This is a genomic window from Pseudoalteromonas sp. NZS100, assembly GCF_015864815.1.
GTDB lineage: Bacteria > Pseudomonadota > Gammaproteobacteria > Enterobacterales > Alteromonadaceae > Pseudoalteromonas > Pseudoalteromonas distincta.
In genome coordinates this window covers 90,664-111,717 of the sequence record NZ_JADYWM010000010.1, presented here as the reverse complement: position 1 = coordinate 111,717, position 21,054 = coordinate 90,664, and the positions used below count along the sequence as shown (strand labels likewise).

20 protein-coding genes are annotated in these 21,054 nt (G+C 40.9%); 9 read left to right on the top strand and 11 right to left on the bottom strand.

The genetic code is table 11. The annotated features are described in order from the left end of the window. Positions 1 to 199 precede the first annotated feature (199 nt). Positions 200 to 1,360: an HDOD domain-containing protein gene (locus I6E69_RS12225; RefSeq protein WP_002958858.1), complete on the bottom strand. Its 1,161-nt coding sequence runs from the start codon at positions 1,358 to 1,360 to the stop codon at positions 200 to 202. Positions 1,361 to 1,403: 43 nt separating this feature from the next. Next, a complete protein-coding gene (locus I6E69_RS12220) occupies positions 1,404 to 1,985 on the bottom strand; it encodes an aminodeoxychorismate/anthranilate synthase component II (RefSeq protein ID WP_024596662.1) in 582 nt (193 codons plus the stop codon). A 568-nt stretch (positions 1,986 to 2,553) separates the two neighbouring features. Between I6E69_RS12220 and I6E69_RS12215 the strand changes: the two genes are divergently transcribed. After that, positions 2,554 to 2,796, top strand: a complete 243-nt coding sequence (locus tag I6E69_RS12215) for a YdcH family protein (protein WP_002958856.1) — start codon at positions 2,554 to 2,556, stop codon at positions 2,794 to 2,796. Positions 2,797 to 2,858: 62 nt separating this feature from the next. Here I6E69_RS12215 and I6E69_RS12210 read toward each other — a convergent pair whose 3' ends face one another. Together I6E69_RS12210 and I6E69_RS12205 are read right to left on the bottom strand one after the other, a co-directional pair. After that, positions 2,859 to 3,215: a putative quinol monooxygenase gene (locus I6E69_RS12210; protein ID WP_138489976.1), complete on the bottom strand. Its 357-nt coding sequence runs from the start codon at positions 3,213 to 3,215 to the stop codon at positions 2,859 to 2,861. Next, complete coding sequence (locus I6E69_RS12205; RefSeq protein WP_197121345.1) at positions 3,215 to 4,045, bottom strand: SDR family NAD(P)-dependent oxidoreductase; 831 nt, start codon at positions 4,043 to 4,045, stop codon at positions 3,215 to 3,217. The genes I6E69_RS12210 and I6E69_RS12205 overlap by 1 nt, the downstream gene beginning before the upstream one ends. 267 nt (positions 4,046 to 4,312) lie before the next feature. On the opposite strand from I6E69_RS12205, the gene galE reads away from it, so the two are divergent. The 7 genes from galE to glpD all read left to right on the top strand — a co-directional run bounded on the left by galE (position 4,313) and on the right by glpD (position 13,330). Beyond that, positions 4,313 to 5,326: a UDP-glucose 4-epimerase GalE gene (gene galE / locus I6E69_RS12200; protein ID WP_197121344.1), complete on the top strand. Its 1,014-nt coding sequence runs from the start codon at positions 4,313 to 4,315 to the stop codon at positions 5,324 to 5,326. 1 nt (position 5,327) lies between these two features. Then, entirely contained in the window at positions 5,328 to 6,392 is a 1,065-nt protein-coding gene (locus tag I6E69_RS12195; RefSeq protein WP_197121343.1) for a UDP-glucose--hexose-1-phosphate uridylyltransferase, read from the top strand. Continuing rightward, a complete protein-coding gene (gene galK, locus I6E69_RS12190; protein WP_197121342.1) occupies positions 6,382 to 7,530 on the top strand; it encodes a galactokinase in 1,149 nt (382 codons plus the stop codon). The genes I6E69_RS12195 and galK overlap by 11 nt, the downstream gene beginning before the upstream one ends. Before the next feature lie 19 nt (positions 7,531 to 7,549). Beyond that, positions 7,550 to 8,554 carry a Gfo/Idh/MocA family protein gene (locus tag I6E69_RS12185; protein WP_197121341.1) on the top strand — a complete coding sequence of 335 codons (1,005 nt, stop codon included), beginning with the start codon at positions 7,550 to 7,552 and terminating at the stop codon, positions 8,552 to 8,554. Positions 8,555 to 8,583: 29 nt separating this feature from the next. Continuing rightward, complete coding sequence (locus I6E69_RS12180) at positions 8,584 to 9,906, top strand: dienelactone hydrolase family protein (RefSeq protein WP_197121340.1); 1,323 nt, start codon at positions 8,584 to 8,586, stop codon at positions 9,904 to 9,906. Between the two features lie 207 nt (positions 9,907 to 10,113). Beyond that, the gene (gene glpK, locus I6E69_RS12175) at positions 10,114 to 11,613 is read left to right on the top strand and encodes a glycerol kinase GlpK (protein ID WP_197121339.1); all 1,500 of its coding nucleotides are present in this window, start codon (positions 10,114 to 10,116) and stop codon (positions 11,611 to 11,613) included. A 211-nt stretch (positions 11,614 to 11,824) separates the two neighbouring features. After that, on the top strand, positions 11,825 to 13,330 hold the full coding sequence (gene glpD / locus I6E69_RS12170; protein ID WP_002958847.1) for a glycerol-3-phosphate dehydrogenase: 1,506 nt from the start codon (positions 11,825 to 11,827) through the stop codon (positions 13,328 to 13,330). A gap of 59 nt (positions 13,331 to 13,389) precedes the next feature. Here glpD and I6E69_RS12165 read toward each other — a convergent pair whose 3' ends face one another. Both I6E69_RS12165 and I6E69_RS12160 read right to left on the bottom strand, forming a co-directional pair. Further along, a complete protein-coding gene (locus I6E69_RS12165) occupies positions 13,390 to 14,340 on the bottom strand; it encodes a 2-dehydro-3-deoxygalactonokinase (protein ID WP_149601990.1) in 951 nt (316 codons plus the stop codon). A 3-nt stretch (positions 14,341 to 14,343) separates the two neighbouring features. Then, the gene (locus tag I6E69_RS12160; protein WP_197121338.1) at positions 14,344 to 15,102 is read right to left on the bottom strand and encodes an SDR family NAD(P)-dependent oxidoreductase; all 759 of its coding nucleotides are present in this window, start codon (positions 15,100 to 15,102) and stop codon (positions 14,344 to 14,346) included. 199 nt (positions 15,103 to 15,301) lie between these two features. Between I6E69_RS12160 and I6E69_RS12155 the strand changes: the two genes are divergently transcribed. Further along, positions 15,302 to 16,003, top strand: a complete 702-nt coding sequence (locus tag I6E69_RS12155; protein ID WP_024596672.1) for a FadR/GntR family transcriptional regulator — start codon at positions 15,302 to 15,304, stop codon at positions 16,001 to 16,003. A gap of 208 nt (positions 16,004 to 16,211) precedes the next feature. Here the strand turns inward: I6E69_RS12155 and accC are convergent, their stop codons facing one another. The 5 genes from accC to cutA form a co-directional block, all read right to left on the bottom strand. Then, positions 16,212 to 17,552, bottom strand: coding sequence for an acetyl-CoA carboxylase biotin carboxylase subunit (accC, locus tag I6E69_RS12150; RefSeq protein ID WP_002958843.1), 1,341 nt, complete (start codon positions 17,550 to 17,552; stop codon positions 16,212 to 16,214). A gap of 26 nt (positions 17,553 to 17,578) precedes the next feature. Next, the gene (accB, locus tag I6E69_RS12145; protein WP_002958842.1) at positions 17,579 to 18,043 is read right to left on the bottom strand and encodes an acetyl-CoA carboxylase biotin carboxyl carrier protein; all 465 of its coding nucleotides are present in this window, start codon (positions 18,041 to 18,043) and stop codon (positions 17,579 to 17,581) included. A gap of 38 nt (positions 18,044 to 18,081) precedes the next feature. Beyond that, entirely contained in the window at positions 18,082 to 18,534 is a 453-nt protein-coding gene (gene aroQ / locus I6E69_RS12140) for a type II 3-dehydroquinate dehydratase (RefSeq protein WP_002958841.1), read from the bottom strand. A gap of 228 nt (positions 18,535 to 18,762) precedes the next feature. Continuing rightward, positions 18,763 to 20,592 (bottom strand): protein-disulfide reductase DsbD, encoded by a 1,830-nt coding sequence (locus tag I6E69_RS12135; protein ID WP_197121337.1) that lies wholly within the window; start codon positions 20,590 to 20,592, stop codon positions 18,763 to 18,765. Beyond that, entirely contained in the window at positions 20,592 to 20,912 is a 321-nt protein-coding gene (gene cutA, locus I6E69_RS12130; protein WP_002958839.1) for a divalent-cation tolerance protein CutA, read from the bottom strand. Before cutA ends, I6E69_RS12135 begins: the two co-directional genes overlap by 1 nt. Positions 20,913 to 21,054 lie beyond the last annotated feature (142 nt).

The following is a 21,054-nucleotide window of genomic DNA, read 5'->3' as shown; positions in this document are numbered from 1 at the left end:
GTATCCCTTGAAAATAAAGGGCTAAAGATATTATTTCATAGATAGTGAATAACTATTTGCATAGCTATTTATGCTTATTTTTAGGCAACTAACCGCATGAGTACAGAGGCGCACACGCTTTAATCGGCAAATATGTAATATAACAATAAGATGAGAATGAATGGTTAGTCGCAAAAAAATTAACAAAAAATTCAGATTTTTAGTCAATTTGAATAGCTAAATTGGTAAAATTACTCGATTGGAGGGTTTTTAGTTCCGTTTTAGTGAACTTAAAGTGCGAAAACCAGCTTAGAGCTTCATCAGGTTCAATAAGTTGATGTTCTTTTAAATTAAGATATTGAGAATAGCACCGTGCCTTTAGCATTACTTCTGTTAATGGCAGTAATGTATCGCCCTTATCTACCCCATTTACTAGCTGCTGCATTACCCCTTTAAACGGTAAATATTTAAAAGCCATTTTGTCTATTACCTTAGCGCTTACTTCTATCGATTTATTGCTAAGTAGAGTGGTTAAAAACAGCGGGTCGGGCTGAAGCTCTAATAAAGCGGTGTGTAAATCTTTTTGGTTTTCATTTCGGGCTAGCTGTACTTTACGTTGCCATATTTGCTCAAACGTTTTTAAGTACAAGCGCACTAATGCAATTCGCCCTACATCTAAAAGCATACCTAGGGTAAATGCATGAACGTCATTTACATTATTAATTTGTGCAATTTTTTGCGCAGCAATGGCGTTTGCCATGGCACTGTCACGTAAACGACGTTTTAATAACGAAAATGGTTCGGTGCTATGTGGCATCCAATGGCGGGCAGCAAATGTAGGAATAACTAGCTGTAAGTTATCAAGGCCAATATAACGAAGGGCGAGCGATGGCTTATCTACTTTTACAGACGTGTTTTTACTACGTTGATTACGATAGTAAGGTAAATTAACGAGCGTTACTAACTCCCTACCCAACCAACTTATATCATTAACCAATGGCTCTAAACGCCCTACCGACGCTGACTTTACCGCTAATATATCGAGTATATTGGCAATGCCATCTTCAATACCTATGGTGCTATGGATTACGCCATCTATATCTTCGAGCTGCTTATATATAGCTGTTTCAATTGTTTTGTGCAGTTGCTCACTGGCTTGAGCGCGGTACTTATGATGTGCAGTACTGCTTTGCTGGCGTTTATTCTGTGCGGCCACTTCAACCTGCAGCAAGGTACGCTGCTTCATGGGTTCGCCGTAATCTATATCTAATGTATGAATGAAACCAATTTGCTGATGCGCAAAGCTATGCCCAAGCAATAAGTCATGAGCTCGTTGGCTTAGTATTTTGGCAGTACGCTGCTGGGCTACAAGTTCAGTCATGACATCCATTAATAAAGTATAAAATGCTATGTGTATTATAACATTAGAAGCGAGTTAAAAAGTTATCAAGCAGTTCTAAGCCTTGAGCAGTTAAAATAGCTTCGGGGTGAAACTGCACACCTTCGATAGCAAGTTCATTGTGTAACAACCCCATAATTTCGTCAAACTCGCCTTGCTCAGTTTGAGTCCATGCGGTTACTTCAAGCTCTTTAGGCAGAGTTTGCGCTTTAACCACTAAAGAATGATAACGACATACCGTTAACGGATTAGCTAAGCCTTTAAACACCCCTTTATTAGTATGAACTATGGGTGATGTTTTACCGTGCATTACTTTTTTAGCACGAATTACATCTCCACCTAAAGCTTGTGCGATAGTTTGATGCCCCAAGCAAATCCCTAAAATAGGATATTGCCCTTTTAGTTGCTCAACAACATTTAGTGAAATACCCGCTTCGTTAGGGGTGCATGGCCCTGGCGATAACACGATGTGCTGCGGGTTTAACTGTTTTATTTGTGCAATACTTAGCTCATCATTACGTTTTACTAAAACGTCTTGATCTAAACGCTGAAAATATTGCACTAAGTTGTAAGTAAACGAATCGTAGTTGTCGATCATCAACAGCATTACACAACAGACCTTATAAATTATTGACCACTACTTTACACAAGTGGTACTAAGCGCTGCATTCTACCACTATTAATTAACCAACATAAATTAGCAAAAAGCGTTAAAAATTAACTCTTTTAGCTAAAATGCTTAAAAGCCTTTAGCGGGTATTGGTTTACTTAAGTTGAACTCTGGTTAAGAGATTTACTAACGTATTGAATCATGATGATATTTAAATTTATTTTCTCTAGCCAGAGATTCCTTGCACCTTGAGCAATAATATCGAATCCTAAGTTTTTCACGAGCAGTTAATACACCTATGTAGGCTGTATACCCCAACAATAAATTATTGACCTCTAAAGTACGTGCGTTTATCGATCATTTTATTACCTACTTTGGTGAAGTCCCTTATTGGGAAAAACAGTAACCGCTAAAAAGTAAAAACGGTTGTTTGTGCTACATCAAATTAGCGGCTCGATGGTTGAATTATATCTATGTAAGCCCCAGTGTATTATATGAAAGGCAGTAATTCACTTATACAACTCACTTACTTGTGAGCTCATTTATATCCTACTAAGGGGCGAATATGTTAGGCGAAGACCACTCATTAACAAATGACTTTCCAGAATACTTAAAGACCATTGCCGAGTTAAATGAAAGCGATACTGAATTTGCAAAAAAAGCAGATAAGTACGACAAGCTAGATAAAGAGATTAGAGTGTTAGAGCTCAAAGATGCGCCCATAAGCGATGAACAAATGCATCTATTAAAACACGAACGTACAGAACTAAAAGATTGGCTATACGAGCGCTTGCAGCAAGAGCAGTAATGCAACTAAAAAAAGAGCTCACTGATGAGGTGAGCTCTTTAGATCAACAATGGGTATTTTCTCTAAAACTTTACAAAGCCACCCACAGGTTTCATAAATACACTGCTTGGGCCTGCAAAGGTTTGTGCAAACTCTTCTGATAATTGACTAAATACCGTTACTTTATCCATATCAACTACGCTTAAAAATAGTGGGCCACTTTCGCCCCAACCAGCAAGATGCGCTTTAGCAGCATCTTCATCTTGGTAACGCTCGTAAATATGTACATTGTGCTTGTCTTCACTTACTGTCCACTCATACACTAAAGTGCCCGCTTCACTTTTAGCCAAAGTAACTAATCGTGCCATTACCAGTAAAAACTCATCGTATTTACCTTCTTTAATTTGGCCTTGTACTGTCCAGGTAACATGATTTTTCATTATGCTTTACCTAATTTAAGCTGTGCTAAAATACTGTCTAACGTATCTACTAGTTGTTGATTTTTAGCATTATCAAGTGCATCAACATGAGGAAGCGCAAAGCGTCCTGTATCGTTATCAAAATACAGGCCTGCGGCATCTTTAAATTCATCACTAAGCGCTGCGCGACAAAAAATATCTGCGCCAATTTTTAAATCCCCACCATCTATACCGTAAGCGTCTTTTACCATTTTGCTTCCCAGTAAAGATTTAGGGTTTACCGATACAACTATTGGTCCAGTATCTTTAAGCTCAAGCCCTAGATGACGCGACCACATAGTAATAGCCAATTTACTTTGTGCATAAGCCGCACTATCAGAAAGTTCAGTGTTACCCATAAGTGCATTTAAGTTAACGCTTGATTGCGCAGCTGATGACACATTAACCACTCGCGAATCATGACCAAGGACAGGTAATAATAGTTTTGTAAGAAGATATGGCGCAATCGTGTTTACAACAAAGCGAGCATCAAGGCCATCAATTGTTGTAGCATCAACTAATTGATAAACGCCTGCATTATTAATAAGTACGTCAAGCTGGTTATTATTTTCGGCCAAATCGGCTAATACATTTTTTGCCAAAGTTTGAACTTGGCTCATATCGCTTAAATCAGCAATATAAGTATGTGTACTTGCCTTTGGGTATTGCTCGGTTAAAGCTACTTGTAGCGCGCTGAGCTTTGCTTGGCTGCGGCCATGTAATAATACGGTGTGACCTTGTGCTAATAACATCTTTGCAGTTTCTAGCCCAATGCCATCGGTAGCACCGGTAAGTAAAATTGTTTTGTTCATGTTGATCTCTCCTTACTTTATTTTCGCTATATTAGCACCCCGACTTACTGCTGATAATTAGGCCAATAGTTGAATCAGTTTATAGAATTAATTGATAAAGCTAAGCCTATGTTAGTTAATATAAAAGCATTCCTTTAAAAGGCAGATGAGTGTTTAAGCTGAATATTTTTTATGCTTTTATTTGAATTACTCAGCAATCATAACTATTGTTTTTAAACCACCTTAATAGTAGTATTTATCATATAAATACACTTTTCGAGAAATAACATGAAAGTTTTAGTTACTGGCGGCATGGGTTACATAGGTAGCCACACATGTATTGCATTGCATGAAGCAGGTATTACACCTGTTATTTATGATAACTTGTCTAATGCAAGTGCGCGGGTACTTGACCAACTCGAAAAGATTACGGGTACTCGGTTTGAGTTTATTTTGGGCGACATACAAGACGAGCAACAGTTTAAGCTCGCTCTAAAACATACTAAAGCCGAAGCTGTCTTTCACTTTGCAGCTTTAAAAGCCGTTGGCGAATCTACCGAGCAACCGCTGCGTTATTATCAAAATAACGTGTCGGGCACATTAAGCATGCTACAAAACATGCAAGATGAAGGCGTTAACCATATTATATTTAGCTCATCGGCTACAGTATACGGTGAGCCAGACTACCTCCCTATTGACGAAAAGCATCCTATACGCGCAACTAATCCTTATGGTTGGACTAAAGTCATGGTTGAACAAGCCATGCAAGACGTATGTAATGCCAACAGTCAATTTATGGGTATTGCGCTTCGTTACTTTAACCCAGTAGGTGCACACCCAAGTGGTTTATTAGGTGAAAGCCCTAATGGTATTCCTAATAACTTAATGCCCTTTATTGCTCAAACTGCAGTAGGTAAACGTGACGTGGTAAATATTTTTGGTGACGACTACGACACCGAAGATGGCACAGGCGTACGCGACTATATTCATGTTTTAGATTTAGCTAAAGGTCATGTTGCGGCATTTATGCAGCATAAAACAGATACCGCATTTCATGCTTACAACTTAGGCACAGGGCAAGGTTATTCTGTGCTTGATATGATCAACGCATTTAGCGCATCAGCCAATAAAGATATTCCGTATAAGGTTGCACCGCGTCGAGCAGGTGATATTGCCTGTAACTACGCCGATGCTACAAAAGCGCAAAACACACTTAACTGGCACGCAGAACTAACACTTAGCGACATGACAAACGACACATGGCGCTGGCAAACTAATTACCCAAGTGGGTTGGAGAGTTAACATGGCTTTATTAGAAAGTACTCACAGACGTAAAAATCCGCTAACGGGTCGTTGGGTATTAGTGTCACCACATCGTAATAACCGCCCATGGTTAGGCGCAACAGAAGCCGTTAACGAAAACGTATTACCAAAACACGATGAAAACTGCCCACTTTGCCCAGGCAACACCCGTGCAAATGGCGACAGCAATCCAGATTACAAATACACACACGTATTTAGAAATGACTTTGGCGCATTAACACCTAATGCCAGCGAGCAATTACAAAGCTTAGAATCAGACAGCGATTTATTCATTGCCGACGAAGCCAGTGGCGAATGCCGCGTAATTTGTTTTTCTCCAGAGCACAACAAAACACTACCAGAGCTTAGCCAAAACGCATTGCACGAAGTAGTGAAAACCTGGAAACAAAATTACACAGAGCTTGCACAGCAGTACGAATGTGTACAAGTTTTTGAAAATAAAGGCGAGATCATGGGTTGTTCGCAACCTCATCCTCACGGCCAAGTATGGGCTCACTCGCATTTATCAACCGAAATAGAAGCCGAAGATACCCAGCAGCTCGCCTATTATAAAAAGCATGGCACAGCTATGCTTGCCGATTACGCACAAAAAGAGCAAGCAGATCAAACACGTGTAGTATTTGAAAACGAACATTGGCTTGTAGTGGTGCCATTTTGGGCAGCATGGCCGTTTGAAACAATGCTAGTAACTAAAGATAACATTCAAAACTTTAGCCAGCTAAACGATGTGCAAACAGATGCCCTAGCACAGGCACTTAAAGTATTAACCACTAAGTACGACAACGTATTTAATTGCAGCTTCCCATACTCAATGGGATGGCACAATGCACCGGCTAACAGAGGCTCTGATGAGCAACATTGGCGTTTGCATGCACACTTTTATCCGCCGCTACTTCGCTCTGCTACTGTTAAAAAACACATGGTAGGCTACGAAATGCTAGGCGAAAGCCAACGCGATTTAAGCGCAGAAACCGCTGCTTCTATTTTAAAAGCAGCCAGTACAACACATTATAAAGATACAGCAGGACACACAGATGAAGCTTAACGAATTCCAACAACAATTTTTGTCACTGTATGGCGCGCCTGCTCAAGGTATTGCAGCAGCACCGGGGCGTGTAAACCTCATTGGCGAATTTACCGACTACAACGACGGTTTTGTTTTACCGTGTTCGTTAGAGTTTCGCACCCAAGTAATGTTTAAAGAGCGCGACGACAATATTATTACTGTGCATTCTTTAAATTACCCAGGCGAAAAAGACAGCTTTAGTGTTGATGAAGAAATCACTGAAGGCCAGTCGCAATGGGGTAACTACATTCGTGCTGTTACTTATGTTCTTAAAAGAGCGGGCTACACACTGCGTGGCGCCGACCTACTAATTGACAGCAACTTACCGCAAGGTAGTGGCTTGTCGTCATCGGCCGCACTAGAAGTTGCTGTAGGCGGTATGTTTAACCATATTGCACAGCTTGGTTTACCGCCAGAGCAAATTGCGCTATTTGGTCAAGAAGCCGAAAACGACTTTATGCATTGCCAATGCGGCATTATGGATCAGCTTATTTCAGCTAAAGGCGAGAACGGTCATGCACTATTAATCGACTGTGAAAACTTAGCAACTAAATCAGTTAAAGTTCCTGATGATTTAAATATTGTTATTGTTAATTCAAACTACCCGCGTAAGTTGGTTGATAGCGAATATAACCAGCGCCGTATTGACTGCGAACAAGCTGCTGTAAAAATGGGTGCAGAAACACTTCGCCAAGCCACCATGGCTGGCCTGCAAGCAGTAAAAGCGACATTAAGCGAAAACGAATATAAACGTGCACATCACGTAATTAGCGAAAACGACCGTGTAATTGCAGCAACTACTGCACTACAAAATAACGATATGGATGCACTTCGCACGCTAATGGCAGCATCGCATCAATCCCTTAAACACGACTTTGAAGTAACCGTACCTGCAACCGATGGCTTAGTAGAAATTTGTAAAGAAGCGATGGGCGAGCGTGGCGCAGTACGTATGACAGGGGGTGGTTTTGGTGGCGCAATTGTGTGTTTATGTCGTGATGCGGAAGTACCATTAATTAAAGCAGCGGTAGAAAAGCATTACTTTGAACGCTTTAGCTTAAATGCTGATATTTACGTATGTTCAGCGGGTTCAGGATTACAAATTACGTCTTTTTAAATAAACTTAAGGAATAAGCATGGCAAAGGTTAATTGGGGAATTATTGGGTGTGGCAATATAGCTCACACCTTTGCTAAAAGCATTGCGTATTGCAGTGATGCACAGCTTATTGGCGCGGCATCAACGAGTATGCAGCGCGCTAAAGAATTTGCCACACCGTACAATATTCAAGGCTATGAGAGCTATCAAGCTCTTATGCAATCCCCAAATATAGATGCTATTTATATTGCCAATACGCACGATCAACACTTTAAAACGATAACCCAATGCTTAAAACACAATAAGCACGTGTTAAGCGAAAAACCAATTACCGTTAATGCTAAGCAGTTGCAAAGTCTCACTGAGCTTGCAAAACAACAAAACTGCTTTTTAATGGAAGGCGTTTGGATGCGGTTTTTACCAGCCATAGTAAAATTACAACAGCTCCTAAGTGAAGGTGTTATTGGTAATGTGCACAGTGTTAATGCCAACTTTAGTTTACCAGGCAGCTTTGCCGACACTCACCGATTAATGAACCCTGTAACAGCGGGTGGCGCCCTACTCGATTTAGGTATTTATCCTATTTCGATTGCTGATGTGGTATTTAATAAAGCCCCTGAACACATCAAATCCTTTGTACATAAAAGCACAACCGGTGTTGATGAGCGAAGCACGGTTATAGTTGATTACGGTAACGGGCAATTTGCATCTCTTGCCTGCGCACTGCAGCAAAATGGCCCAACAGAAGCATGTATTAATGGTGAGCTTGGCTATATTCGAATCCCTCAGTTTGTAGGTGCAAAAACGCTAGAGCTACACATAAACGGTCAAGACCCGCAGTACTTTGAATACGACTTTAGTGACGATGAAAACTTTAAGTTTGAAATTGCACATGTCACGCAGTGTATATTACAAAAACAAACCCAAAGCAGCGTGTTGCCCCTCGGTACTAGCTTACGAGTTATGAACATAATGGATACCTTGCGAGCACAGTGGCTGCTGCAATATAGCAATGTCGTCGAGTCGGCTGAACTGACTAATTAAAAAATAAAAATACACAACAAGGACACACAATGACACACACACTCAAGGCGCTTTCAAAAGCCATATTACTTGCAACGTGCAGTTTATCTGCCAGTGTAGCTGTTGCTGAATCTAATAAACCAGAGCAGCTATACCCGCCAATCACTAGCGAAGTACTGCCAGAGCTTGCAGCTAAAGGTAGCTACAATGTAGGTGTGCAAACACTTGATTTAGTTAACCCTGCGCAATTTGACCCCGCTACACAAGGTCAAAAAGATCGTCCTTTAAAAGTAGAAGTGTGGTATCCGGCTGCAAATACAGCAAAAGCGCCACTTACCAGCTACAAAGATGAAACTCGCTCAGGTAAAGAGTTTACTCTGCAAGCCGATGCAATGCGTGATGTCGCCATTAATAATAAAGAGCACTACCCTGTCATTGTGCTTTCGCACGGTTATACCGGTTACCGTACAATTATGTACTACCTTGGCGAGCATTTAGCGTCGCACGGTTACATTGTGGTAGCTATTGATCATACTGACTCAACCAATGCCGATGTTGATTTTGAAAACGCACCGTTCTCTGGCTTTTTTAGCACGCTTATAAATCGCTCACGCGATCAGCAGTTTGTTATTAATTACTTTAATGAGCAAAACAACTTTGCCAGCAAGCAGGTAGATAACAAAAGCGCAGGTGTAATTGGTTACTCAATGGGTGGCTATGGCGCGGTAAATACAATAGGTGGTTGTTTCGCTTTTAATGAGCAAACTACGGCTATGTTTACGGGTATGAAAGACCCAGCTCAAATTAAACAAGTACAGCAATTACTAAACAGCTGCGCTGGTGGGCAATACCAAAACCCAAAAGTAGACCCTCGTATAAAAGCGATGGTGGCCTTTGCACCATGGGGCGGACAGCACGCTATATTTGACGCCAAAGCAATGGCAAATATTAAAGTACCTTCGCTTTATGTAGCCGGTAACTTAGATGACATTTCAGGCTATGAAGGCATTAAAAGTCTTTATAACCAAACAGGCAGCAAAGATAAGTACATGCTTACTTACAAAAATGCACGCCATAATATTGCACCACACCCAGCCCCTGCTATTGCACAAAGCAGCAGTGAGCTAGATATAGGCCATTACTACGAGCCTTCGTGGTCTATGCGCACACTAAACGAGACCAACAAACACTTTGTACTTGCCATGATGGATTGCCACGTAAAAGGCATAGCCAGCGAGTGTAAATACTTAGATTTACCACAAAACGGCGACCAAGCTGTTGTTGATGGTAAGCCGCTGCCACAGTGGCGCGGGTTTGATAATCGCTTTTCTACCGGTATGGATTGGCAACAAGCTAAACCTCACACCAAGTAATAATAAGCTTTAAGCGGTTGTTTTAATCAATAGCCGCGTACGCCCTTAAAATAATGCAAAAATAAAACGCCTTTTATATAAAAGAGTTACTAGCAAATATTAGCGTGTTTATTTTTTAATCTGCTATTTTAAGAAAAAACCATTGCCATTAACTTCGGTTAAAGGCAATCTAGTCATATATAAGATAAGATAAATAACACAAATATCATGTCCAAATACATACTCTCAATTGATCAAGGAACCACAAGCTCTCGGGCCATCTTGTTTACAAAAGATGCAGACGTTTTTGGTACAGCACAACAAGAATTTTCGCAGCATTTTCCACAAAATGGTTGGGTAGAACACGACCCTAACGATATTTGGCAAACAGTGCTTAGCACTAGTCGCGAAGTGTTAACTAAAAACGATGTAAAGCCTGAAGAAATTATTGCCATTGGTATCACCAATCAGCGCGAAACCACTTTGGTGTGGAACAAAAAAACAGGCAAAACAATTTATAACGCTATTGTATGGCAAGACCGTCGCACCAGTGACTATTGCGAAAGCCTAACAACTGATGAGCTTTGCCAAACAATAAGCGATAAAACAGGCTTACTGCTCGACCCTTATTTTTCGGCCACTAAAGTTCGTTGGATTTTAGATAACGTTGAAGGCGCACGCGAACAAGCCCTTGCAGGCGAACTCGCCTTTGGTACGGTTGACACTTACCTACTTTGGCAGCTAACAGGCGGCAAAGAGCACCGCACCGATGCAACCAATGCATCGCGCACCATGTTATTTAATATTCACACCCAGCAGTGGGATCAAGAGCTTTTAGAGTTATTCGATATTCCAGAATCTATGCTGCCAGAAGTAATGGATTCAGCTGACGAGTTTGGTTCAACCAGCGCTGATATTTTTGGCGCGCCAATTCGTGTTTGTGGTATTGCAGGCGATCAACAAGCTGCGCTTGTAGGACACGCATGTTTTGAACAAGGCATGGCTAAAAGTACTTACGGTACTGGCTGTTTTTTAATGCTTAACACTGGCGAAAAAGCACTGACCTCAGAAAACCGCTTATTGACCACTGTTGCCTACAGATTAAACGGCAAGCCAACTTACGCCATTGAAGGCAGTATATTTATGGCTGGCGCAACTATGCAGTGGATTGTTGAAGGCTTAAAGCTACTTAGCCATGCTGGCGAAAGTGAGTCGATGGTTAAAGATGTACCGCTCGATCATGGTGTATTTTTAGTGCCTTCGTTTACGGGTTTAGGCGCTCCTTACTGGGACCCTAATGCGCGTGGCGCTATTTTAGGGCTAACACGCGACTCTGGTATTAGCACTATTGTTGCGGCTGCTTTGCAATCAGTTGGTTACCAGACCAAAGATTTACAAAAAGCGATGGAGCGTGATGGCCTTCGCCCAAGTGTGCTTCGTGTAGATGGCGGTATGGTAAAAAATAATTGGGTTATGACCTTTTTATCAAACATTTTAGGTGCAACAGTTGAGCGACCAACAGTGACCGAAACCACTTCTTTAGGGGTCGCTTATTTAGCGGGCTTGCAAGCAGGTGTGTACGAGTCGACTGAACAGTTATCTAAAATGTGGACATGCGACCGTCGCTTTGAGCCCACCATGAGTGCCATTTTGCGTAACGATCTATACGCAAAATGGCAGCACTGCGTAGCTCAAGTCTGCTTAACGAATAAAAACTGCCCGCAGTAAATACTAAGTGGCTAAGGCTAATACTTTAGCCACTTTGCTTTTTTAACTTAGCTAAATGCTAGATTTAAAAGGCATGCTTTACTGCTTAAAATTGAAAATGGATTGGCGTCAAAATTAACGAATAAAAATCTGGGTTTTCTATTGTCAAATGAAAACAGCAGCTTTATGATGCTTATGTCTTATTTATATTACAAATAAAAAGGTTAGCTCGGTGGAATTAGCAGATAACGAATATGACTTACTAGTCATCGGTGGCGGTGTAAACGGCACTGGAATAGCAGCTGATGCAGCTGGCAGAGGGTTAAAGGTTCTATTGTGCGAACAATCAGACCTTGCCTGTGCAACTTCTTCAAACAGTTCTAAGCTGATCCACGGCGGTCTGCGCTACCTTGAGCACTACGAATTTAGATTAGTAAAAGAGGCCTTAGCAGAGCGTGAAGTGCTACTTAAAAACGCACCTCATATTATGTGGCCGCTAACCTTTAGATTGCCGCATCAAAAACACCTGCGCCCTGCTTGGATGATTCGTATTGGCTTGTTCATGTATGACAACCTAGCAAAACGCGAAACACTAGCGGGTTCTCGAAGCATTAAATTTGGTGAAAATAGCGTTTTAGAACCCTCTATTACTAAAGGTTTTGAATACTCAGATGGCTGGGTTGATGACTCTCGCCTAGTCGTTTTAAACGCCCTAGCAGCGCAGCAAAAAGGCGCCGTTATTACCACGCAAACTAAGTGTGTAAATGCTAAACGTGAGCAAGGTAAATGGCAGGTAACGCTTGAGCAGCAAAAGAGTAAAGCTAAATACACCATTTCTGCCAAAGGGATTGTTAATGCTGCGGGTCCTTGGGTAGCTAAATTATTTGACGAAGCACTAACAGAAAAATCACCACAAAATATTCGCCTTGTAAAAGGTAGCCACATTGTAGTGCCTCGTATTCACGATGAAAAACAAGCTTATATTTTACAAAATAAAGATCAGCGTATTGTGTTTGTTATTCCGTTTGAAGATGACTTCTCACTTATTGGCACAACCGATGTAGAACACAAAGGTGAAGCACAAGACGTTAAAATTAGTGATGAAGAAATTGATTACTTAATTGATATTACTAATACCTACTTTAAACAACCGATTAAACGCGAAGACATAGTACATACCTTTTCTGGTGTACGCCCATTACTTGATGACGAATCAGTTAATGCACAAGCCGTTACTCGCGATTATAAATTAGAGCTTTCGAGTGATGCTAAACAAACACCTCTACTGAGTGTGTTTGGCGGAAAAATTACAACTTATCGCAAACTTGCCGAAGCTGCGGTTAATAAGCTTGAAGATTTTTATCCGCAAATGAGCAATGCGTGGACCAAACATAGTCCGCTCCCTGGTGGTGATTTTAGCTCTGTAGAAGCACTTAAATCAGAGCTAAAAGCAAAATACGAATGGCTACCTGAAATAACACTTAAACGCTTTGTACGCACTTATGGTACTCGTGCTAAACATATTTTAGGTAGTGCAACTGGGCTGAGTGATTTAGGCCAAGATTTTGGCCATGGTTTATTTGCAGCAGAAGTAGATTACTTGCTAAATGAAGAGTGGGCAGAAAACGCATACAATATTTTATGGCGCCGCAGTAAATTAGGACTACGTTTTAATGAGGCGCAAGTTGCTGCGCTTAATGATTATATTGAGCATAACCAAGCAGCTAAAAGCGCTTAACTATCAAGTTATAATAGCTTCCTGTTAACCCCTTTATAATTTAACCGTTATAAAGGGGTTTATTTTTTTGACTCTAAATTAAATAAATAATTAAAGCCACTAAGCGTCGCTGTTTTAATATCAAACTCAACACACTTCACACCTATTTGGTTAAGCGCCGTAGTAAAACACTTATTGAGCTGCTTTGTGCCAATCACCACAACTTGTGTATCACTTAATAATTGCCATTCGCTAGCGTGGCGAGCTGCTCGTACATCGCTGCCAATTAATACACCCGACAGATAGGCTTTAGCTTGTACTGGCGTTAACTCCTTTGAAAGCTGGCGGGTACGCACACTAAAAATACCATGTGCCAAGTTACCGCTATCACTACCTAAAGTTAGCTCACAGCCTTGCTCAAATGCTTTAAAGTCAAACTCACCTTCTGCGCAGTCATTAGGAATTAAAACACTTTGATGACATAACAAATCATATAACTCACCGGTCATGGCTGTTTTAAAGCAAATGATTTCGCCATTGTTTATAAGCACCCATTTGGTATGTGTGCCAGGCAAACAGAGTAATATTTTACCTTGTTGATACTGTGGATTTTGCTTTAAAAACCCTAAAATTTGCAGCTCTTCGCCGCGCATTACATCAAACAAGCCATTTTGCAGCGTACACTTTGTGCCAGGTAACGCTTTAATAATATGCCCATCGCAATCAAAGCTAACAGCAGCATTAAGTAACCCTTCGGGATTAATTGGGCATTCTAAATAAGGTGTTTCGTGCCAGCCGATGCTTGAGGTAATTTGCCCAGCAATATATATAGGTAAGCTGCCATACTCTTGCTTCCACACTGCAATGGTGTCGATTAGGGTTTGCTCAAAATTTTGATTTGCCTTAACAACACCAGGGCCATCACGTTGTGCTAATAGTTTAAGTGTTGATTGCGCTCGTACTTCGCACAAATAAGCGCGTAAATGGCTCGTGCCCCAGTCAACAGCAATAAAAAGAGATGAAGTAGCCAAGCTTTAAAGCCTCCCACCGTCAATTTTAATACTTTGCCCGGTGATCATACTGCTTTCATCGGCGGCTAAAAAGAGTGCCAAATTAGCAACATCTTCAGGAGTTACTAATTTTTTAAGTGCCATGGCTTCCATCCACTTAACTTGCTCTTCTTCGGTAAACCAGCTTGCTAGTTGACGGTCGGTAGCCACCCACCCTGGTAAAATAGCGTTAACGCGAATACCAAACTCGCCGTAATCGCGAGCCAGTGCCTTAGTCATACCTATTAGGCCTGCTTTTGCGGTTACATAGCCTGCCATTTGAGGTTGCCCCATAATAGCGTTAATAGAACTAAAGTTAATGATACTGCCCGCTCCATCGCCCTTCATAAAAGACATAGCAACTTGAGAGGCAAAAAATGCAGGGTTTAAGTTTATTTGTAAGCACTGATCCCAGTCTTGCACTGTAACGTCTTCGCTTGCTTGACGGCGATCGTTCGCTACATTATTAACTAGTACATTAATGGCACCAAAAACGGCGCATGCATCCACAAGTGATTGCTGAAGTGCATGAGAGTCAGTTACATCAACTTGCCTATACCATAGTTTTGCATTGGGTAAATCACGAATAAGCGATTGCGCTGCCTTATCATCAATATCTATAAATGCTACTTTTGCATTTTGGTTTACAAAGGATTTAACCATTGCTCTACCAATGCCTGATGCACCGCCTGTAATAAAAATAACTTTACCAGAAAGACTATGATATTGAGCTAGGGTGTTCAAATTCAACTCTCCATACAGCGCATTTTCAATTTTAATTAAACCCTTTATAAACTTACATTTACAGTATAAAGAGCCAAACTAAGTTGTTATTGCTGTGCTAAAATATTTAACTAATTAAAAGTTTATATCATATCCTTAAGTACATTAATATGATATATGATATATAATAAAGCAATATATCAACTCGGAATCCTGCGCAATGAAAAGCCAACCCCGTCAAAATTTAACACAACAACTAACCCACGATTTGGGTTTTGCTATTGTGCGTGGTGTTTACCCTGTAAGCGAAGGCCTGCCTTCTGAAGCCGATTTATGTATAAAGTATGATGTAAGTCGCAGCGCTACCCGCGAAGCGGTAAAAATGCTCTCTGCTAAAGGGTTAATTTCATCGCGTCCTAAGCAAGGTATTCGTGTATTACCTGAAAGTAGCTGGAACATGTTTGATACCGACGTACTACGTTGGATTTTAAGCAGTAAGCCATCACTGTCGTTATTAAAAGAGTTTACTCAAGTACGCGTAGCCCTTGAACCACAAGCGGCCGCTCTTGCTGCGCTAAATGCAACTGCTGAACAACTCGCTGATATAGATAGTGCCTTAGCCCGTATGGCTGAAGCAGACGAAGGCTTAGACGACCCACTAGAAGCCGACATTGCTTTTCATACCAGCATATTAGTTGCCAGTAATAATCGCTTTTTTGTGCAGTTAACTGAGTTTATTAGTACAGCTCTTAGAGTAAGTATTCGTTATACAAACCACATTAAAGGTGTACCGGGCGCAGATGTTGCTAAGCACGCTGATATTTTAGAGACCATAAAGTCACGCGACCCTGAGCGCGCTAAAAAAGCAGTAGAAACAATTTTAGAAGAAGCACTACAGTTAATTGAATCTAAATTAGTGTAATGTTAGTTCAACATATTATATAAATATTGAGTCCATAGAATTTACTCTTTGCAGTATATTTTATGGACTTTTTTATTGCCTATAAAACTTAAATTACAGGCATTAAAAAATCCGATATCAGTCTCCTGATATCGGATTTTTAATTATTTAAATCAGCTTAATAACTCGGGTTATTAACTAAGATAAAACGCCTTTTTACAGGCTAGAATTACAATCCTAATTTCTTCTCAAGATAGTGGATGTTAGTACCACCATTTTGGAAGTTTTCATCTGCAAGAATTCTCTTATGCAAAGGAGTATTAGTTTTAATTCCGTCAATTACTAGCTCGTTAAGTGCATTGCGCGCGCGGGCAATAGCTACGTCACGGTTTTCACCGTAAGTGATTAACTTACCAATCATTGAATCGTAATGTGGTGGAACCGTATAGTCAGCGTAAATATGGCTGTCCCAACGAATACCTAAGCCACCAGCAGGATGGAAACGTGTAATTTTACCCGGTGAAGGGATAAACGTTTCAGGGTCTTCAGCATTAATACGACACTCAATAGCATGACCACGAATAACAACGTCGTCTTGCGTGAATGATAATGGTTGACCCGCAGCAATTTTTAACTGCTCTTTGATTAAATCAATACCAGTAACCATTTCAGTTACAGGGTGTTCAACCTGAATACGTGTATTCATTTCGATGAAGTAAAACTCGCCGTTTTCGTATAAAAACTCAAACGTACCTGCACCGCGGTAACCGATTTCGATACATGCACGTGTACAGCGTTCACCAATAAATTTACGTGTTTCTGCAGTAATACCTGGCGCTGGTGCTTCTTCAACTACTTTTTGGTGACGACGTTGCATAGAACAATCACGTTCACCTAAATGTACTGCATTACCTTGGCCATCTGCTAATACTTGAACTTCGATATGGCGTGGGTTTTCAAGGAATTTCTCCATGTACACCATGCTATTACCAAAGAACTGCTTAGCTTCTTGCTGTGTTAATGCAATTGAATCAATAAGTTCAGATTCGCTACGAACAACACGCATACCACGACCACCACCGCCACCAGCGGCTTTGATGATTACCGGGTAACCGATTCGTTTAGCGATTTGCATGTTACGTTCTTTATCATCTGATACCGGACCATCAGACCCTGGTACACATGGAACGCCTGCTTTACGCATTGCTGAAATAGCAGAAACTTTATCACCCATAAGGCGAATAGTGTCACCTTTTGGACCAATAAATACAAAACCACTTTGCTCAACTTGGTCGGCAAAATCAGCGTTTTCTGCAAGGAAACCGTAACCTGGATGAATCGCTACAGCGTCAGTTATTTCGGCCGCAGCAATAATGCGCGGGATATCTAAATAACTTTCAGTTGCTGATGGTCTACCAATACAGATGGTTTCATCTGCAAGCAATACATGCTTAAGATCGCGATCCGCCGTTGAATGCACAGCAACCGTTTTGATCCCAAGCTCTTTGCAGGCGCGCAATATACGAAGTGCAATTTCACCTCGGTTTGCAATGACTACTTTATCTAACATTAGAGTTGGCCTTTTAGGTTACGCTATTATTCAATGATGAATAGAGGTTGATCAAATTCTATTGGCTCGCCATTTTCAGCTAAGATAGCTCTTACTGTACCGGCTTTATCTGACTCAATTTGGTTCATCATTTTCATAGCTTCGATAATACAAAGCGTATCGCCAACTTTAACTTGCTGACCAACTTCTACATACGCTGGAGCTTCAGGAGACGCTGCTGCATAGAAAGAGCCAACCATTGGTGATTTAACTTGATGGCCAGTAGGTTCTGCTGGAGCTGCTGCTTCAACTGCTACAGGAGCTGCTGCAACTGGAGCTGGGGCTGCTGGCGCTGGTGCATATTGCTGTGGAGCAAATTGCGGGTAACCAGGGCCTGCGCTCATGTTGTTACGGTTAATACGTACTGACTCTTCACCTTCAGTGATTTCTAGCTCAGCAATACCTGATTCTTCTACTAATTCGATAAGCTTCTTTATCTTGCGAATATCCATTACACGACCCGCCTGTTTGTTTGTGTGTTAATTTAAAATTAAATCGAGTTTTTCAACCGGCTCACAGCGGCATTTAATGCTGCGTGGTAACCCATTGCACCTAATCCACATATCACGCCTTGTGCCACATCAGAAAAATACGAATGATGACGAAAGGCTTCACGTGCGTGCACATTACTTAAGTGCACTTCAAAAAACGGAATATCAACACTTAGCAATGCATCACGTAATGCAACGCTTGTATGCGTAAATGCAGCAGGGTTAATTATTATGTAATCAACCGCTTGCCAAGCACTGTGTATTCGCTCAATGAGGGCTTGCTCACTATTACTTTGAAAATGTGCTAACTCAACATCTAGACTATCAGCGGCACTGGTTAGTTCGCTCATAATTTCACTTAGCGTTTGAAAACCGTATTTATCCGGTTCACGCTTGCCAAGCATGTTCAAATTTGGACCATTTATAACTAAAAGGTTAAATTTTGCAGCCATAATACGCGATATATCCTATAAGTAATGAGTTAAGCGGTTGCTAAGTAGTTTTTCGCTTTTAAGTAAGCAGAAAAAAGTAATGTAGCAACAAATTCTCACGTTAACCAACTATTATAGTGATTTCGATGTAAATAGCAGCAAAATACTGGTCCAATCTCTATTTTGGGAACAAAAAACTAGGAGGGAGTCGTAAGCCACTTGGTATATCCAAGTGGCTCTATTGCACTATTATTGTGCGCTGGCGCGCACTGTAGCAAGGTGTTTAGCAAAATCTTCTGCGTTTAAAAAACCGGTTACACGTTGTGTAGTTAGCTCTTTACCTTGGGTGTTAAAAAACAAAATACTAGGTAAACCAAACACGGTGTACTCTTCCATTAGCTCAATTGTTTTATTGTCACTGTTAGTTAAATCAACTTGAATTAGCTGATAATGGCTAAATTCACTTTGCACTTTGGCATCTGGAAACGTGTAATGCTCAAACTCTTTACACGCCACACACCAGTCAGCATATAAGTCGACCATAACCATTCGACCTTCATTACTCGCTTGCGCTACGGCCTCTTTTAGCTCAGCTAAATCCGCCACCTTTTTAAACTCATTACTTTGTGAGCTAACTTGCACAGCTTGTACTGGCCAAAAGTAGTTTTTAGTTAACGTAAACCCTGTCATAACTAATAGCGTTGCAGCAAACCATAATGCAGTTTTTAACTTGCTTTGTGTTTGGCTACTTTGCCAGTGATGTAGGTAAAGTGCTGTTGCTAATGCAAGCACACCTGCCATTAATAATATAATGTCGGCGCTGATTAGGCGCTCAAGTAATATAAGCGGCACAACGAGCATTACAAAGCCAAACAAAGTTTTAACTTGCTCCATCCAACCACCTGCTTTAGGAAGCAACTTACCGCCAGATGTACCAAGTAATAAAAGTGGTAACCCCATACCTAAACTAAGCACGTATAGTGTTAAACCACCTACTAAGTAATCACCACTTTGCGCTACAAATAAGAGCGCCGCCGACAGTGGCGCAGTAGTACACGGTGATGCAATTAACCCCGACAGTACGCCCATTAAAAATACGCCAACGTAGTTGCCGCCTTTTTGATTGTTACTTACTTGAGTTAGCTTGCTCATCATACTGCTTGGCAATTTAATTTCGTACCAACCAAACATCGACATAGCCAGTAATACAAATAGTAAACTAAAGCTAACTAATACAAATGGATGCTGTAAATACCCCTGCACTTGCCCACCAAGCGCCGCAACAACTAAACCAAGCGCTGCATAGGTAACTGCCATGCCTTGTATATATACAAACGACAACGCAAACGCTTTTTTAGTTGAAAGGTTTTGCTGACCCGCAATTAAGCTCGACAAAATAGGAAACATTGGAAATACGCAAGGCGTAAAAGCAAGGCCTACACCAACAACAAAAAATATAAGTAAATTAGTTATTAAGCCCTGACTTGCTAATTGCTCAGTAAAAGTAAGGTCTTTTTCGGTATCATCCGAATTTGTTGTAGGTTCAGTAGCTGGCTCGTTGAGTGCCGCAAATGTACTTTGCGCAGTTGCAGCTTCATCTGTAGTGTTATTTTGGTCTACATTTTTAACCTGTGCACCACTAATAACACTAAGTGGGATGCTGATTACTTCTGGTGGATAGCAAAGCCCTGCTTTTGCACAGCCTTGGTAACGAACTTTAACCACAGCGCCTTCGGTTACATTACTTAGCTTACTAATAACACTCGCGGAATTAAAAAAAACCTCTGTTTTACCAAAAAATTCATCTTCAATAATTTCGCCACTGCCGGAGTCGCCTACCTGAATGTTTGCACCTTTGGCGATAATTTCTATTTTCTTTTTATATAAATAATAGTCTGGCGCTATATCCCAACCTACAAACAAGGTACTGCCTTGTTGGTCAAAATCAAAAACAAACGCTTGGTCTACAGGTAAAAAAGTCTGTTGCGGAGGCCCAAGTAGATCACCAAGCACATTATTAGTCGCAGCCTTTACGGGTACAGTTAATAATGTAACCAACAATAAAAAGAAAAAACGCATTAATTCAGTACCTCGTCCATCCAATTAAAATACGCCAAATTACCGGTTGAAACTTCTACAACCTGAATCTCCGGCACTTCGTAGCTATGTAGCTCTTTTATTGTTAAAAACACATCGTTCATTTTATCTGCTTTTGTTTTTATAAGTAGCTTGGCTTCAGTTGCTTCTGCTACTTCGCCCTCCCACATATAAATAGAGCCCATGTTAGGTAAAATATTTACACAAGCTGCTAGCTTTTTTTCTACCAACGCCCTTGCTAGGCTGCGTGCTTCTGCTTCGTCTTTGCAGGTCGTAAAAATCATTTTAAAATGCGTAGTCATTATGAACCTATACTTATTGGACAGTGTCTAGCTTCATAGTATCTGATAGCCGATACAATGTGTAGACGCTTAAATATCAGTAAAATGACTATACCTATGCCCTAACCTTGAAAAGAGACCTAGTCACCCTCATTTATATTTC